General features: G+C 54.2%; 8 protein-coding genes. 7 read left to right on the top strand and 1 reads right to left on the bottom strand.

All coding sequences use genetic code 11. The features are described from left to right. The first annotated feature begins 27 nt into the window (after positions 1-27). Complete coding sequence (locus QMO62_RS28855; RefSeq protein ID WP_284645945.1) at positions 28-2877, top strand: stalk domain-containing protein; 2850 nt, start codon at positions 28-30, stop codon at positions 2875-2877. A 188-nt stretch (positions 2878-3065) separates the two neighbouring features. On the opposite strand, the gene QMO62_RS28850 is transcribed toward QMO62_RS28855, so the two are convergent. Continuing rightward, complete coding sequence (locus QMO62_RS28850) at positions 3066-4157, bottom strand: AraC family transcriptional regulator (protein WP_284645944.1); 1092 nt, start codon at positions 4155-4157, stop codon at positions 3066-3068. On the opposite strand from QMO62_RS28850, the gene QMO62_RS28845 reads away from it, so the two are divergent. The 6 genes from QMO62_RS28845 (at position 4156) to QMO62_RS28820 (ending at position 14993) form a co-directional block, all read left to right on the top strand. Beyond that, positions 4156-5718 carry an extracellular solute-binding protein gene (locus QMO62_RS28845; RefSeq protein ID WP_284645943.1) on the top strand — a complete coding sequence of 521 codons (1563 nt, stop codon included), beginning with the start codon at positions 4156-4158 and terminating at the stop codon, positions 5716-5718. The two genes, QMO62_RS28850 and QMO62_RS28845, sit on opposite strands and share 2 nt — an antisense overlap. A 116-nt stretch (positions 5719-5834) precedes the next feature. Continuing rightward, complete coding sequence (locus QMO62_RS28840; protein ID WP_284645942.1) at positions 5835-8087, top strand: glycosyl hydrolase family 95 catalytic domain-containing protein; 2253 nt, start codon at positions 5835-5837, stop codon at positions 8085-8087. Positions 8088-8122: 35 nt separating this feature from the next. Then, the gene (locus tag QMO62_RS28835; RefSeq protein WP_284645941.1) at positions 8123-10066 is read left to right on the top strand and encodes a pectate lyase family protein; all 1944 of its coding nucleotides are present in this window, start codon (positions 8123-8125) and stop codon (positions 10064-10066) included. Positions 10067-10327: 261 nt separating this feature from the next. Continuing rightward, entirely contained in the window at positions 10328-11344 is a 1017-nt protein-coding gene (locus tag QMO62_RS28830; protein ID WP_284645940.1) for a response regulator transcription factor, read from the top strand. Next, a complete protein-coding gene (locus QMO62_RS28825) occupies positions 11341-13164 on the top strand; it encodes a cache domain-containing sensor histidine kinase (RefSeq protein ID WP_284645939.1) in 1824 nt (607 codons plus the stop codon). Before QMO62_RS28830 ends, QMO62_RS28825 begins: the two co-directional genes overlap by 4 nt. Positions 13165-13181: 17 nt before the next feature. Further along, positions 13182-14993 carry an alpha-L-fucosidase gene (locus QMO62_RS28820; RefSeq protein WP_284645938.1) on the top strand — a complete coding sequence of 604 codons (1812 nt, stop codon included), beginning with the start codon at positions 13182-13184 and terminating at the stop codon, positions 14991-14993. The last annotated feature ends 199 nt before the right edge of the window (positions 14994-15192 follow it).

Genomic DNA, 15192 nt, shown 5'->3' with positions numbered 1-15192 from the left:
TTCGTCCTGCGAAAGGAGCTTATGCAAATGACCCAGGTATGGAACAGGCAGTATTCGGGAATTGTGCGCTTATTCTTGGTATTCAGTTTATTGCTTCCATTGCTCGGCTTCGCCCCTGAGGCCGAAGCGGAGGATACCGGCGGAACGCCATCTCCCTTGCCGTCCGTCAGTATTTCGTTCGATGTATATTCGGATATTTCTCAGGCTGATCTGGAAGCCGGCGGAGGGCTCAGCCTGTCCAATGTAAGCCTCGATTCCGCTGTGTACCGGGGGGATTCAGGGAAAAGCGTCGCCATTGGCGGCCGAACACAGACCTACAACCGGTTAAAAATACCTCATGCTTTCGACGGGCTCAGCATGCAGGCGGGCAAGCACTACAACATTACAATGTGGGCCAAGGTGGGAGCGGGAAGCAGCGTAACGAACGGCTATTTCTTCCTGTCCGTGGTTACGTATTCGGGAGCCAAACAGCCGTCGGACCCCCCATATTATTTCGATACAAATAAATATAAATTTTTGGTTGGCCAAGACGGCTGGACCCAGCTCACACTTCCCTACATGGCCACTGGAGATCCGGTATACGGGATTGCGGTCGAGCAGATCGGCTCCGGCAGTTGGACCCACACGGTACCGGTGTTCCATATCGACGATGTAGAGGTCGCCGAAGTTCCGCCGCCAACCTCAAAGCTGATAACGTTCGATGATGCTGCCAGCGTGCAAAAGGCCAATATTGGTGTCGGAGGGGGACAGCCCGCCTGGGACTTGACCCTGGACAGTACGGTCGTACACGGGGTGTATGGCGGCAAAAGCCTTCATATCGCCGGACGGACGCAGCTCTATAACCGGGTAAAAATTCTCAATGCGTTTAAGGGGCTGGATGTTACGCCGGGAACCCAGTATCAGCTGTCTCTCTATGCGAAGGTAGATAGCGCCAGTCCTATGAAAGCGGGGTACTTCTACATTTCCGTCATCGATATTGGCGGAACCATAACCAACCTGGCCTACTACAGCGACAGAGCCAATTACAGGACCTTGGTCACCGATCAAGACTGGGTACAAGTAACCTTGCCCTATACCGTTGGAGTGGACCCCATCTATGGGATTGCTTTCGAGCAAATGCCGCTGACCGGGTATACGGACGTTGTCGAAAAGCTGTACATCGACGATGTTGAAGTCGTGAAGACCGGGGTTACGACGGAAATACCGCCTTCGAGACTGCCCCCTAAAGGGATGCAAATCGTCGTTGACGGCAAAACGGTTGTATACTTGAACGGCAAACCGGAGGTAAAGGAAGGCGTTCCCTTCCTGCAGCTGACGAAAACCTTCTCTACGTTGAGGGCTGACGTGACATGGGATGAAATGACGCAGACGGCAACCGCCGTGAAGGACGGAAGAACGAGTCAAATTACCGCAGGCGAAAACCAAGCTCAAGTGAATGGCACGACGGTTGGCCTGGCTGCTCCTGCTTACTTGAAGGACGGCGTATTAATGGTTCCGGCGCAGTTTGTGGAAGATGCGCTTGAAGCAATGGTCTCCTGGGATGCCGAGGAGAAAATCGTCACGATCATATCCAAGAAGGTCAATGTCATCCGGGTGGACAAAAGCACAGTACAACAGGAAATATGGGGCTTTGGCGCGACGGCGAACGATCCTGCCTACGACTTCATGAACATCGACACGGCGACACAGCAGACGCTTCTTGATAAATTTTTCGGAATGGAAGATGGTGAAGCCGGTCTCAATATCATTAGACTGGAAGTCAATCCGTTTACGAAAAGCGATCCCGACCCAAGAAACGCGTTCCAGGCTTCCATCGAGCCTGCCCCGGGCGTATGGGACTTTGATACGGATGTACATCAAAGGTGGTTTGCCGATCAGGCAATCCTCCGTAACCCCGCGATGAAATTCGCTGCTTCGGTGTGGAGTCCGCCCGCCTGGATGAAGGATAACGGTTCCGCGATTCGCGGAGGCCGTCTGAAGCCTGAGCATTACGATGATTTTGCCGAGTACTTGCTCATCTGGGCCAAGAAATACAAGGAGGATTACGGCTACGATGTCAATTGGCTGAGCATCCAAAATGAGCCCGAAGCGTTGATGGATTACGCATCGGCCATCTATACGGGGCAGGAGCTCAGCAGTGTATATTCCGCCGTATACGATGCATTTAAGTCAGACGGAGTGGATGTGCGGCTGGGAGCTCCGGAAGGAGGGCATCTCGGATCTTCATCGAAATTGTTACAGCAGATGGATCCGGCCGTCGTACAGAAGCTGGATTATATCGGAACCCACTTCTATACATGGGACACCTATGACGTGTATAACTATGATTTGCGCCATTATAATAAACCGTTGTTTATGATGGAATACAGTATGCCGGACCCGAACGACCCTATGATGGACGGGGGGCTTTTGGTTGCCGAGCAAATCAATGCCGCCTTGGAGCAGGGATACAGTTCCTACCTGTATTGGTGGTATGTTTCCAAGCCTACGGCAGCGACCTCCGGCGTATCCCGCCAATCGCTCGTTGATCTGAAGCTGGACGGTACCTTCACAATCAATAAGAGGCTGTATACGATGGGGCAGTTCAGTCGCTTCATTCGACCGGGAGATCACAAGGTGAAGGTGGAAAGCGGCAACAGCGATGTCACCGTGACGGCAGCCAAGAACATAACATCGAACAAAGAGGCGCTCGTTGCGGCCAATCATTCTTCAGAGGCGGTGACCGTGACGATTCACGGGTTGACGGGAACAGGAATCGAAGTATACCGTACGAGCGGCACGGAAAACATAGCATCCATAGGAAGCTTGACGGCAGGCGGCGGCAGCTTGGAGTACACCCTCGCGCCGAAAAGCGTAACGACGTTCGTCGAGAATTAATTAACAAGAGAAAGCTGCCGAAGGGCAGCTTTTTCTTTAGTAAGAAAAGCTTGCTCAGAGACGAATGTACTTTTGTTGGCAGAAAATTAAGGTGATCGGATACCCTCAGGAAAACGGCTCTGGAATGTTGTATTTACGCAGAAATATTCTTGATTTTAATAGAAACTATGGGGAAAAAGTGCTCCCACTTAACGGACATAATGCTTGCGAAACTCCATCGGGGTAAATCCGCTTTTTTCCTTAAACACCTTGTCAAAATAATTAATGTTGCAAAATCCGCATTGCTCAGCAATTTCCGTAATGGATTTTTCTTCATCAAGCAGCAGGCGCTTGGCATGGCTGATGCGCAGTTGAATTAAATATTGGACGGGAGGCATGCCGAACACTTTTTTGAACAGGCTGGAGAAATAGTAAAGGCTCATATTAACGGTTCGGCAAACCGTCTCCATGTAGACTCGTTCGGCAAGATGCTCTTCCATGTAGTCAATGGCGGGCTTCAGCCGCATATATTGGTTGGCAAATTGGCGAGGGGTGTCTGTGTTCAAATCTTGCTGGTATAGCCGCAGCATAGGGACTATAATCCTGTATATGTTGGAAAGAATGCTGTATTCGTGTCCCACTTCCGCCCGGGTATACTCCTGGTAAGCCAGGTCCATCTCGATGTTCAATCCTGACCACAACGGATGGGACATCTCGTATCTATTAGCAACTTTATCCGACCTCAAGAAAAGGGACAACAGATGCCTGATTTCCAGATTTTCCTGAGAAAGCAGCAGCGTCCTGTCGAATACCATTCCTTGGATGACGCAATTCGCTTCGGGCGAGGTTGTAACGGAATGAATCTGGCAGCTGTTGATAAAATAAATATCGCCCGTTTCAGCTTGAAAGCTATGTTGATCAATCTGAACCCGAGCCGGACCATGTACAATTTTGATTAATTCCAAATGTTCGTGCCAATGTGAAGTAACAAGAAGAGAACGGTCCCGTTGGATGCTCATTTTGAATGGAAAGCGATTCCCTTCAAACGTTTCAGTCTTCTTGTTTGCCGCAGCAAGCATAGGCACGACCACCCCTCTCATGAAATACAAGGTACACTCCCTTATTATATCACGAATAGTCGGCTGTCCGTGCAAAATGGGCTCCAGCCTACCTATTTTTCTAGAACAAAACACAGCACGACCATAAAAAAATACATTCCGGCCGGATGCCCGGGAGGGTAAGATGTGGGTAAGCAACTCCAGTCGTAAACTAAATTTGAAAAATGGGGCGAATCGAATCATGAAGAAAATGCTTGGATTAACGATGGTCTGTGCTTTAGCCGTCGGTACGGTAGCCGGATGCGGCGGTACGGACAGCGGCCAGAAGGCAGGGAATGGGACGAAGGGTGATGAGAAGCTGAAATTTTCCCTTTCGATGGCGACAAGCGGCAACAAGGTTGCCGAGAAGAGCGCGGATGTGAATCAGGAGAAATGGGTGAAGAAGCTCGAGGAGCTGACAAAGACGGATCTCGATATCCGCATGATTCCTCTGAAGGATTTCGATCAGAAGATGTCGTTGATGTTCGCATCGAATGATATTCCGGACGTCGTACAAAATGTCGGCGGTGCTACTACTAAGGGCATGTCGGGTTCCGTTGAAGCCGGGGTATTCATGCCGCTGGACGAGCTGCTCAAGGAACATGCGCCGAATATTATGAAGCTTGTGCCTAAGGAAGCCTGGCAGGAGACAAGCTTTAACGGGAAGATCTATGGAATTCCGTCCTGGCTGTCCAACCCGTCGCGTCGCGCGTTGTTCGTGCGTGCCGATCTTCTGGCCAAGACGGGGCTGCCTGCTCCGAAAACGGTGGATGATTTCCTGAATGTGATGAGAGCAATGAAGAAGCTGGGCGTGGAGCACCCTTACCAAATGCGAGAGAATTTTAAGTATGCCGATACGATTCTTGGAGCTTACGACGTACTGCCGTCGCAATTCGAAGTGCAGGGAGATCAGGTGGTACCTAAGTTTTATGACGCGGACAATATGATGAAAGCGCTGCAGACGTTCAAGACCATGTTCGATGAGGGTCTGATTCCGAAGGATTTTGCTTCGATCAGCTCCACCGATTACGGCAAAAATATCGAATCCGGCAAGGCCGGCATGTGGTCGGCCAACGCGCAAGGGCTGTCCAACTACCGCAGCAAGCTGAAGAACGTGCTGCCTGACGGCAAGATCGAAATCATTCCTTCCCCACGAGGACCGGAGGGCCGCGGCGGACACCTGCTGTACTCGAGCATCAACACCTCTTACTACATTAACAGCAAGGTACCGAAGGAGAAGGCGATTCAGATCATCAAGTTCTTTGATTGGATGACAACGCCGGAAGCGGAGAAATACTTCTCCTTCGGAATCGAGGGCGAAACGTATACAATGGAGAACGGCAAGGTGAAGTTCACGCCGCCGACCGCCCCGGAAGCGATTGACGACGACGGCTTCCGCAGCATGTTCTGGTTCATCCACGACATGGTCTATAACAAGTCGAGGGAGGAGCTGACGCAGGACGGCCGTGACATGATGCAGTATATGGATACCGTCGTATCGAAGGAGGGGCTAGGCTCCGTTCGTTTCGTGCCGGCTCTCGAATCGTTCTCGAAATTCCCGGATTTGGCGCCGCAGGGCGACGATGTAGGGCCGAAGTTGATCATCGACCATATGATCAAGATCATCTACGGCAAGGAAGCCGTCACCGACTGGCCGAAGGTGATCGAGGAATATAAGAGCAAAGGCGGAAACGAAATCGTGAAGGAAGCTACGGAACGATATAAGAAAAAAACAAATGTGATTGTTTCTAATAATCGAAATTAATTTCTCTGGAAAAGTATTTGTTCCCGCATGCGGGCCAACAAGTACTTTTCCCTTTTATTCGTATTAACAGACTCCAGTGGGCAGGATGATCACAAAAAAGTGAAGGAGGGCGCGACATGGACACGAAGGAAAGGATGGATCGAATTCGGGGTATCGAGAGGGAACTTTCCGTTACGATTCAAGAGGGGCGATGGGCTGGACGCAAGGGGGTTTTCACGGAGCCGCCAGTGCGAATTCCTACGGACAAATGGACTGACGCCCCGCTGCTCGGCAATGGCGATGTCGGAGTTGCCATAGGCGGAGGACCGGAACAGCAAACCTTCTACATTGGAAAGAACGACTTCTGGGTACAGCCTCATGTAGGGGAAACCGGGGAACAGCGGCAGCAGCGGCTGCTGAACGACCATGGAAGGAGGACCGGGGCGCGTGTTATTACCGTCGGTCAGGTTACGCTGTTTATGCCCGGATTGGCCGGGGCGGCGTACTACCAGGAGCAGGACCCGCTTCATGCCGAGGTTCGCGGCCATTTCACGGGGGAACGGGCGGAGGTCAGCTTGCGGTCCTGGGTCGCGGCTGAGACTAATCTGCTGGTTACCGAGGTGGTCTGTCTGAAGGGCGATTCGGGCGAGGTTAAAGTAAGACTGCATGCGGGAGAACAAACGACTGACGAAGTGTTCAATTATGAGAACGGTGCGGAGCCGGATCTGATGTGGTTTCGCTATGCCGCCAACTCCGCCAATCTGCCTCAGACTAGGCGCGTAGCGGTCGTCACCGCGGTGCTTGGGGCATCGGTTCGACATGAATGGCGGTTTCAGAATGTGGAGGCTGTGGCGAGCCTCGCGGAAGGGCAGCGGTTAACGGTGATCACGGCTATTATCAGCAACCGGGATCAAGCCGATCCTTTCGCTGCCGCTAAGCAATTAGTGAAGAGCTGTATGATCCCGCTCGGCGGTGATGAAGTGCTGGCCCGACACCAATCGGAGCATCGGCGTTGGTGGCGCAGCTTCTGGGAATCGTCTGAGATTGAGATCGGCGATCCGGTGCTTGAGAAATATTATTACGGTTCGTTCTATATTATCGGCTCCTGTACCCGCAGCGGGAAGCATCAGCCGGGCCTCTTCGGCAACTGGATTACGACAGACCGACCGGCCTGGACCGGCTCCTATACGATGAATTACAACTATGAGGCACCCTACTGGGGGCTCTATGCGGGCAATCGAACGCGGCTGGCCGAATCCTACTGCGAGCCTCTGCTCGATTTCCTGCCATGGGGACGGCTGTTTGCCCGTGAGAAGCTGCAGTGCCGCGGGATCTATATGCCGGTAGAGCTGGGGCCGGAAGGAATGATCTGCTCTATGTTCTTTCACGGGCAGAAGTCTAACGCAGCGTTCGCAGCCGTGAATCTGCTGATGCACATCGACTATACCGGCGACATGAACTACGCCCGTAGAGTCTATCCCTATTTGCTCGAGGTCGCCAATTTCTGGGAGGATTATCTCGTCTTCGAGGACGGCCGGTACGTCATCTACGATGATGATATTCATGAGAGGTCGCATGACCGGAAAAATCCCATTTTGTCGCTGGGCTTCGTCCGCATGATCTTAAACGCGACACTGGAGCTCGGGCAAGAGCTGGGACTTGACGCCGATCGCCGGGAGAAGTGGCGCCATATGCTTGAGCATCTCAGCACTTATCCTACGATGACCCGCAGCGGCAGGACTGTCTTCCGCCTGACCGAGGAGGGAACGGACTGGAGGGATCGCAATTCGCTCGCGGTTCAGCATGTATTTCCGGCCGGTCAGATCGGTTTGGGAAGTGATTCGGGATTACTTGCCGTTGCCCGGGACACGGTCGATGAGATGCAGCGCTGGAGCGATTTCAACGCGTTCCCGACGTATTATGCGGCAGCGGCCCGGGTTGGATATGATCCGGAGGTGATCCTCGAGCGGCTGCGCATCGAGTGTGAGACCAAGTCGCTGCCCAACCTGTCGATTCATCATGGGGGCGGGGGGATCGAGGATGCGTCAGCCGTACCCGTGTGTTTACAGGAGATGCTGCTGCAAAGCTATGACAGGACGCTGCGGCTGTTCCCGGTATGGCCTGCCGGCCGATCGGCCCGATTCCGCAAGCTGCGTGCGGTCGGGGCTTTCGTTGTGAGCAGCGAAATCACCGAGGGCCGTGTGAGCTATGTGGCATTGGCCAGTGAACGCGGTCGTCCATGCACGTTGCAAAACCCTTGGCCGGGCGAAGAGGTAACCGTTTATCGAAACGGTAGGGCTGCCGAGAGCTTGAGTGGAGATCGGCTGACCTTCGGCACATCAATCGGTGAACGGCTGATTCTTCTGCCTAGTTCAGACGGAGAATTCTAAGATGAAGCGAAGAAGAAGCAATGGAGGCGAATCGAATGACTTTTGACAATCGGCATCAACCAAGGCCAATGGCCGAAATCAGCATGGAGCATCCGACCATGAGTTTGTCTGTCGGCATACCGGCGCAGCTGCAGCTGGGCGACCCATACCCTGTGCTGCGGGTCCGGGCAGCCGTATCTTTGATTTGTACCCCCAAGCTCCGGCTTCCCGGCCCCAAGCCGGAAACGCTTGGGCTTCCGCCGGCGGAGCTGACGGCAGGGGAAGAACGGGTGATTTCGCTGCATGGTAGCTGCAGGGTGGAAGGACTGCATGAGCTGACTCTCCATCTTACTTCCGAGGATGGGGCTTCCCATGCATATGACGCATTTGCTTTTACAGCAGTAAAAGATGGCGAACAGTTCGGCCGAAGCCGTATCGCCTACGCCGGCGCGGATGGAGCCATGATCTACGTGCCCGATTACAAGGGCAATCGAATCGCCGATTTTTCACATTGCGGTTATAAAGGTGGAGGTGTCCGGCTGCCGGAGGCGTCCGTACGTGCCGTTGTGGAGCCAGGCAACGGAGATGCGACGGGCATGATTCAGGAGGCCATCAACCGGGTCTCCTCTCTACCGGTTGGGCCCGATGGCGTTCGGGGAGCTGTGCTGTTGAAGCGGGGGCGTTATCTGCTGTCTGGGACGCTCCGTATTGGCAAGAGCGGCGTCGTGCTGCGCGGAGAAGGTCATGGCGAGGACGGTACGATTCTTCATGCGTCCGGTGCCGGCCGCAGGGATATGCTGCGGATCGAAGGCGAGGCGGGTCCCAGGCTGCTGCCCGAGACGGCGGTAAGGATCACCGATATATACGTGCCTTCAGGGGCTAAGTCTTTCCATGTAGAGAACCCGGATGGGTATCGCATCGGTGATCCCGTCATGCTGGTCCGGCATGGTAACGAAGCGTGGATTCACGCGATCGGCATGGACGATATCGTCCCCCGTCCCAACGTCGGAGGCACGAAGCAGTGGACACCTTTTGACCTGGCTTTCGACAGGATCGTCACCGGGATAAGCGGAAATCGGATCACGCTGGATGCCCCGATCGCGAATGCCTTGGAGCAAGGCTACGGAGGAGGAACTCTCGTCCGCTATGAGGATCCGCAGCGCATAGAGAACGTCGGTGTGGAAAATTTGCGCGTCGACTCAGATTACGATCCTCATGTCACCGATACCCAGATTGATGGTAAGCCGGGCGATACGCTGTATGCGGCGGATGAGGAGCATGCTGTCAACTTTGCCGTTCTGAACCATGTCAAGAACGCTTGGGTTCGCGACGTTACGGGCTTTCATCTGGAGCACTCGCTGGTCACCGTCGAGCGCTCGGCCAAGTGGGTAACGATTCAAGATTGTACGGTACGCGAGATGGTCAGCATTATTACCGGAGGGCGGCGGTATGCATTTCATCTGGCCGGTCAACTGACGCTTGTGCAGCGCTGTGATGTGGAGACGGCGAGGCATGCCTTCGTGGTCGACAGCATGGTTCCCGGCCCTAATGCGTTCGTGGACTGCGAATCCAGACACGATTATAACACCAGCGAGCCGCATCACCGATGGTCGGTCGGCGGCTTGTATGACCGGGTGAGGGCACCGATCAATATCCGCGACCGCGGTTGGATGGGCAGCGGCCACGGCTGGTCGGGCGCGCAGTATGTCGCCTGGAATACGGAGGGCAAACTGACGGTGCAGCGGCCCCCGACGGGGCAAAATTACGCGATTGGCCACGTAGGCGTTCAGGCCCCGCCGTTCCTGCCGAATTCGTTCGACCCGCGACCCCGGGAGGAAGGCTATTGGGAAAGCTTCGGCCGGCATGTCGAGCCGCTCAGCCTCTACGCCCGACAGCTGGAGGAGCGGCTTGGGACAGAGGCGCTTGTATGTACCGGCATAGACCGATCGGCAAGTCAGATCTCAGGGTGGGGAGAAGCTAACTCGGGCGAGTCCGAGTAGATGACCTCACCTGCTGCAGCCATCGTAAAAAAACACAAGACGGTTGCAATTTTCCCAATGGCTCGCCTGCCGGCACGGACAGTAAGATGAAGGGGGGGGCGACGGCGGCCGTACTGTTGGAACGCTGTAAAGAGAATGGGGTACGATGGCTGAAGGTTTTGCCTGCGTTTAGTCATTGTCCAATCCTTCGACCCATAGTAAGATCTATGAAAAGACTCGTCATTTTCTAAAGAGATCCTGCAGAAGGTGGAGGTTGGAGACATGAGATTATTAATCGCAGATGATGAACCGATTATTCGCAGCGGCTTAATGAAGATGGCGCAAGACTATACACACAAGTTTCAGTCTATCGAAACAGCCAGGAACGGGGACGAAGCGCTCCAAATGATCGTGCGCTCGGAGCCCGATTTGATTGTGACCGATATCCGAATGCCGAAGATGGACGGCCTGGAGCTTTGCCGCAGGGTATATGACGCCTATCCGCATATTCTCATGGTTGTTGTATCCGGCTACGGTGATTTTGAATATGCACAGAAGTGTTTGTCATACGGGGTGAAGCATTACCTGCTCAAGCCGATCACGCCGCCTGACTTGCACGAGGTATTCGACCAGATCCTGAAAAGCCAGTCACAAAGCTACATTCCCGTCTCCCGCTACGTGGATTGGGTGGAACGGATCGAGCAGAGCGTGTGGTCGCTGCAGGCCGATGAGACAACCCGGCTTATGGCGGAATGGAGGGAGAGCTGCGCACACCTGCCGGCTTTGCAGTTGAACGACTTGATGCACGACGTGCTGGGCTTGCTGCAGAAGCATTTTCAGGAGAAAAACCGTCCGGTTCCCAGCTCCTTGCTCGAAATCTTCCCAAACCGAACAAAGGCTGAGCTGTTCCGGGAGTTCGAGGACCGGCTGCAGGCAGTGATGGACGAGCTGCTCGCTGCCCGCCGCGGCAACTTCAAGGATCCGGTGGAGGAGGCGAAGGCTTATATCGACTCGCATTTATCCGTGGAGATCACCCTGAAGGAAGTGGCGGATATGGTCGGCATCACGCCGACATATTTCAGCGCCTTGTTCAAGAAGCTGACCAATCAAACCTTCGTCAGCTACCGCATTCATAAGCGGATGGAGAAGGCGTGCGAGCTGCTTGCCGTACCCCATATGAGGACTGTAGATGTAGCGGCCGAGGTCGGTTATGACGATTACCCGCATTTTACAAAGACGTTTAAGAAGCTGTTCGGTGTTACTCCGTCGGAATACCGCGCTTCGCTTGGGATCCGATGATGAGGAATTTGAATCTGTCTCAGAAGCTGTTTATTTCGTACCTGATCGTAATTCTGATTTCGCTTACGGGCGTAGGAGTGTTTTCCTACAGGGCTTCGTCCGGTGAGCTGGATCAGCTGGTGCAGAACCAGCTCTCGCAGGTGGTGGGGAATGCCGTCCATCATACGGACCTATATATTCGCAACTATGAGCGGTCGATGGTGTCGCTGCTGAACAGCAATGACGTTAAGCGGTTCATTGATTTGGCGCCTGGAGAGACCGGGTACCCCTATTATGAATTGCGTAAATACATTCGGGAGCTCGGCATCGAGCCGCTCTTTATCCGCAATCCGGAGGTCGCGGATATTTTCCTCCTCAGCTTCAACGGGAATGCGATGTATTTCTATAACGGCATTTCAGGCGAATCGTTCAGCAAGGAGGAGGTCAAGCGGCAGCTGGAATTTTATAAGCGAAACACGAACCAGAACGGCAGTCTGAGTGTCTTGAATCATAGTATTCTGCCGGGGCAGAGCAATTCGATGCTCACGCTTGTCCGCCGCATAAGGGGACTTGCCTCGACAGATCCGGGGGGCATTCTGGCTATTGAGCTGCGTGCGGCTGAGTTATCCGAGCTGTGGAAGGGAATCGATCTTGGTGAGACCGGGTATTTCTTCATCGTCGATGAGGAGGGCAAGTTTGTGCATCATCCGGACAATACCCTGATCGGACAGGCTGTACCTGATTCGATTCGGGAGCATGTACTGGCCTCCGGTCCGCAGGCGTTCAGCGCCAATGTCAACGGCAAGGAGCAGATGTTCATGAGCCGACGCTCGAGCTACGGCAATTGGCGGCTGGTGGTCTCGATGTCATTGGAGGAACTGCATAAGCCATCCGCGACGATCCGTTCAACCACACTGGTAGTCGGCTGCTTTACTTTGGCGCTCGCCTTATGGCTTGCCATCCGTTTCGGCCGATCGATTACAGGGCCGATACGTGCACTAAAGGGTGTTATGCGTCAAACGGAGAAGGGAAACTGGGCGACCATTCCGCTCCCGGAATATCGCGATGAGATCGTGGAGCTCATGAGCCGTTATAATTTGATGGTTAACCGGCTCTCTGAGATGGTTGAGAAGGTTTATCAGGCGGAGCTGCGCGATCAGGAGAGCCGCATGGAGCGGCAGAAGGCTGAGCTACAGTCTCTGCAGCTGCAGATTAATCCGCATTTTCTATATAACACACTCGAAACGATTGTTTGCTACGCCGTAATCCGCGATTCGAAGGAAATTACCGAGATTGTGAAGGCGCTGGCCTACATGCTGCGCTATTCCGTTCAAACGAATCTGGAGGAAATTACGGTGGCGAACGAGCTGAAGCATGTGCTGCATTACCTGGTGGTGCTGCAGCACCGGATCGGGCGGGAATTCGAAATCGACGTTGCCGTGCACCCGAACTATTTGCTGCATAACATGGTCCGCTTGACCTTACAGCCGCTTGTGGAAAACGCGTTTCAGCATGCCTTTCCCGAAGGGGTAGAAGATTATCACTTCATTCGGATCGATGCCGGTGAACAGGAGAACTTATTCTGGGTCAGTGTGGAGGATAACGGTGCGGGCATAAGCGAAGAGAAGCTGCAAGAGCTGCGAGAGAAGCTGGGTACCAACCGTCTGATCGATAAGGAAGGCGGTGCGGCCCGATACGGCGGTATCGGGATCGTTAACGTTCATCGGCGCATCCAGATGGTGTTCGGTGAACAGTACGGCTTAAAGATCGAGAGCGAGGTCGACAAAGGAACGAAGCTAACGATGTTCATGCCTAAATCGGAGCCCGTTCCATTTCCATAGAATCGGAGGGAGTCAAAGTGACGGAGCAAGAGGATTTAATGGATAACGCCGGCTCGGAGAGACCGGGGAGCCAGGCAACTGACGCAGATGCGTCACATGACACACGGATGGCTTGGTGGCGGGAGGCGAGAGTCGGCCTGTTCATTCACTGGGGACTTTATTCATTGCCGGGCGGCATATGGAAAGGGGAGGAGGTAAAGGCCTCCTATGCCGAGCATCTCATGCTGCGGGCGCAAATTCCCATTCATGAATATGAGCGGATTGCAGACGATTTCCAGGCGAAGCAATTCGATGCCAAGCATTGGGTGCGGCTGGCTAAGATGGCAGGTTTGAGGTACCTGATCTTCACCGCTAAGCACCATGAGGGCTTTGCGATGTATGACTCCGGCGTGTCGGACTACAACATTGTGAAGCGTACGTCGTTCGGACGCGACCCGCTGAAAGAGCTGGCGGATGCCTGCCGCGAAGAGGACGTGAAGCTTTGTATCTATTACTCGCATTCGATGGATTGGCATCATCCGGATTCGCAAGGCAACACCTGGGATTACCCGGGCAATATCGGCGCTTACGACGAGGTCTCGGCGTGGATCGGCGATGAAGATAAGCGGTCGCGCTATGAGCGCTACCTTCGAACGTTCGCCCAGCCTCAGGTACGTGAGCTCCTGGAGAATTATGGACAGATAGGTCTGGTGTGGTTTGACTGCGGCCATAAGCTTACGGAGGAGCAGGGGGCTGCGTTCGTGGAAGAGGTTAGGAAGGCACAGCCCGATTGTCTTGTGAACCGACGTGTCTATATGGAGCCCTACGGCGATTACGGCAATACGTCGGACAATCAGCCGCATGTGCGCGTTCCGCGCCAGGATTGGGAATCGATCGCAACTCTTAATGATTCCTGGGGATACAAGGCGGCGGATAACAATTGGAAGACGCCGGAGGCCGTACTCCGCCAGATGATCGATGTGCTCAGCTTGAACGGGAACTTCGTCATCAACGTGGGTCCGACTGGAGAAGGGGCCTTCGATCCGAAGTCGGTAGAGCTGCTGGAGTCCATCGGGGACTGGATGCATACGAACGGAGAGGCCGTATATGGCACGACCCGCAGTCCGATTGGCAAGCCCCCGTGGGGCCGTAGTACGCAGAAAGGCCGGACCTTATATTTGTATGTGTTCGATTGGCCGAAGAACGGAAAACTGCTTGTGCCCGGTGTAAGAAGTACCGTAAAGCAGGCGTATGCCCTTGCTGACCCTAAGCGCCTTCCGCTTGCCATAGAGCGGGCGGGAACGGACGACATCGTGCTTGCTGTTCCTGCGCAGCCGTTCGCCGCGGTCATTCCCGTCATTGCCGTGGAGCTTACGTCCGATTGCGAGACGAACCCGCTGCCGCTGTTGTACGAGGAGGAATACCCGAACGTACTCGGCGCCTTCGATGCCGACATCGGCGGTGCTACCTTGCGCTACGATACGGGGAAGAAGGGCCGTGATAATCTGGTGGCGTGGAACAGTCTCGACGACGAGGCCCGTTGGCGAGTACGCGCGAACGGACCGGGCCGTTACCGGGTTACCGCGGTAATTGCGGCAGATTCCCGTGGGGGAGCAGGCTCGTTCGAGCTGTCCGTAGCACCGGCAGGCGCCGGTTTCGTCGGTGACGGGTCTGTGCAGCGTCTGTTTGGTCATGCGGCCGCAACAGGAGGACTGCAGGAGTTTGCTCCTGTGGAGCTGGGGAGTGTCGATATCGGCCAGGCCGGTGAATACGAGCTGAAGCTGCGTGCGGTTTCGATTCCGGGCGAGACACTGATGAGCTTTAAGCAGTTGATTTTGGAGCGTTTGTGAGTTTAGGAGATTGCCTTCGGCCTTCGGGCCTTAGATGCAGTCTCTTTTAGTTTAGGCATTGTCCACACAGATTTCTGCAAATGGGCAGAAATCGTAAGCAAAATAAGCTACTTCAGCTCAATTTGTTCTATTGAAGGTGATTCATAACGTTTCAAGGAGCGTTACTGGGCCGTGATAAACGCCAGACGCATTGTAACGT

The organism is Paenibacillus silviterrae, assembly GCF_030167925.1.
In the GTDB taxonomy this organism is placed as follows: Bacteria; Bacillota; Bacilli; order Paenibacillales; family NBRC-103111; genus Paenibacillus_G; species Paenibacillus_G silviterrae.
This window is presented reverse-complemented; position numbering and strand designations above follow the sequence as displayed.

Bases quoted from the DNA above. Each gene is read 5' to 3' on its own strand.
- QMO62_RS28845 (WP_284645943.1), top strand. From the start codon at position 4,156: ATGAAGAAAATGCTTGGATTAACGATGGTCTGTGCTTTAGCCGTCGGT.
- QMO62_RS28855 (WP_284645945.1), top strand. From the start codon at position 28: ATGACCCAGGTATGGAACAGGCAGTATTCGGGAATTGTGCGCTTATTC.
- QMO62_RS28840 (WP_284645942.1), top strand. From the start codon at position 5,835: ATGGACACGAAGGAAAGGATGGATCGAATTCGGGGTATCGAGAGGGAA.
- QMO62_RS28850 (WP_284645944.1), bottom strand. From the start codon at position 4,157: ATGATTCGATTCGCCCCATTTTTCAAATTTAGTTTACGACTGGAGTTG.
- QMO62_RS28835 (WP_284645941.1), top strand. From the start codon at position 8,123: ATGACTTTTGACAATCGGCATCAACCAAGGCCAATGGCCGAAATCAGC.
- QMO62_RS28830 (WP_284645940.1), top strand. From the start codon at position 10,328: ATGAGATTATTAATCGCAGATGATGAACCGATTATTCGCAGCGGCTTA.
- QMO62_RS28825 (WP_284645939.1), top strand. From the start codon at position 11,341: ATGATGAGGAATTTGAATCTGTCTCAGAAGCTGTTTATTTCGTACCTG.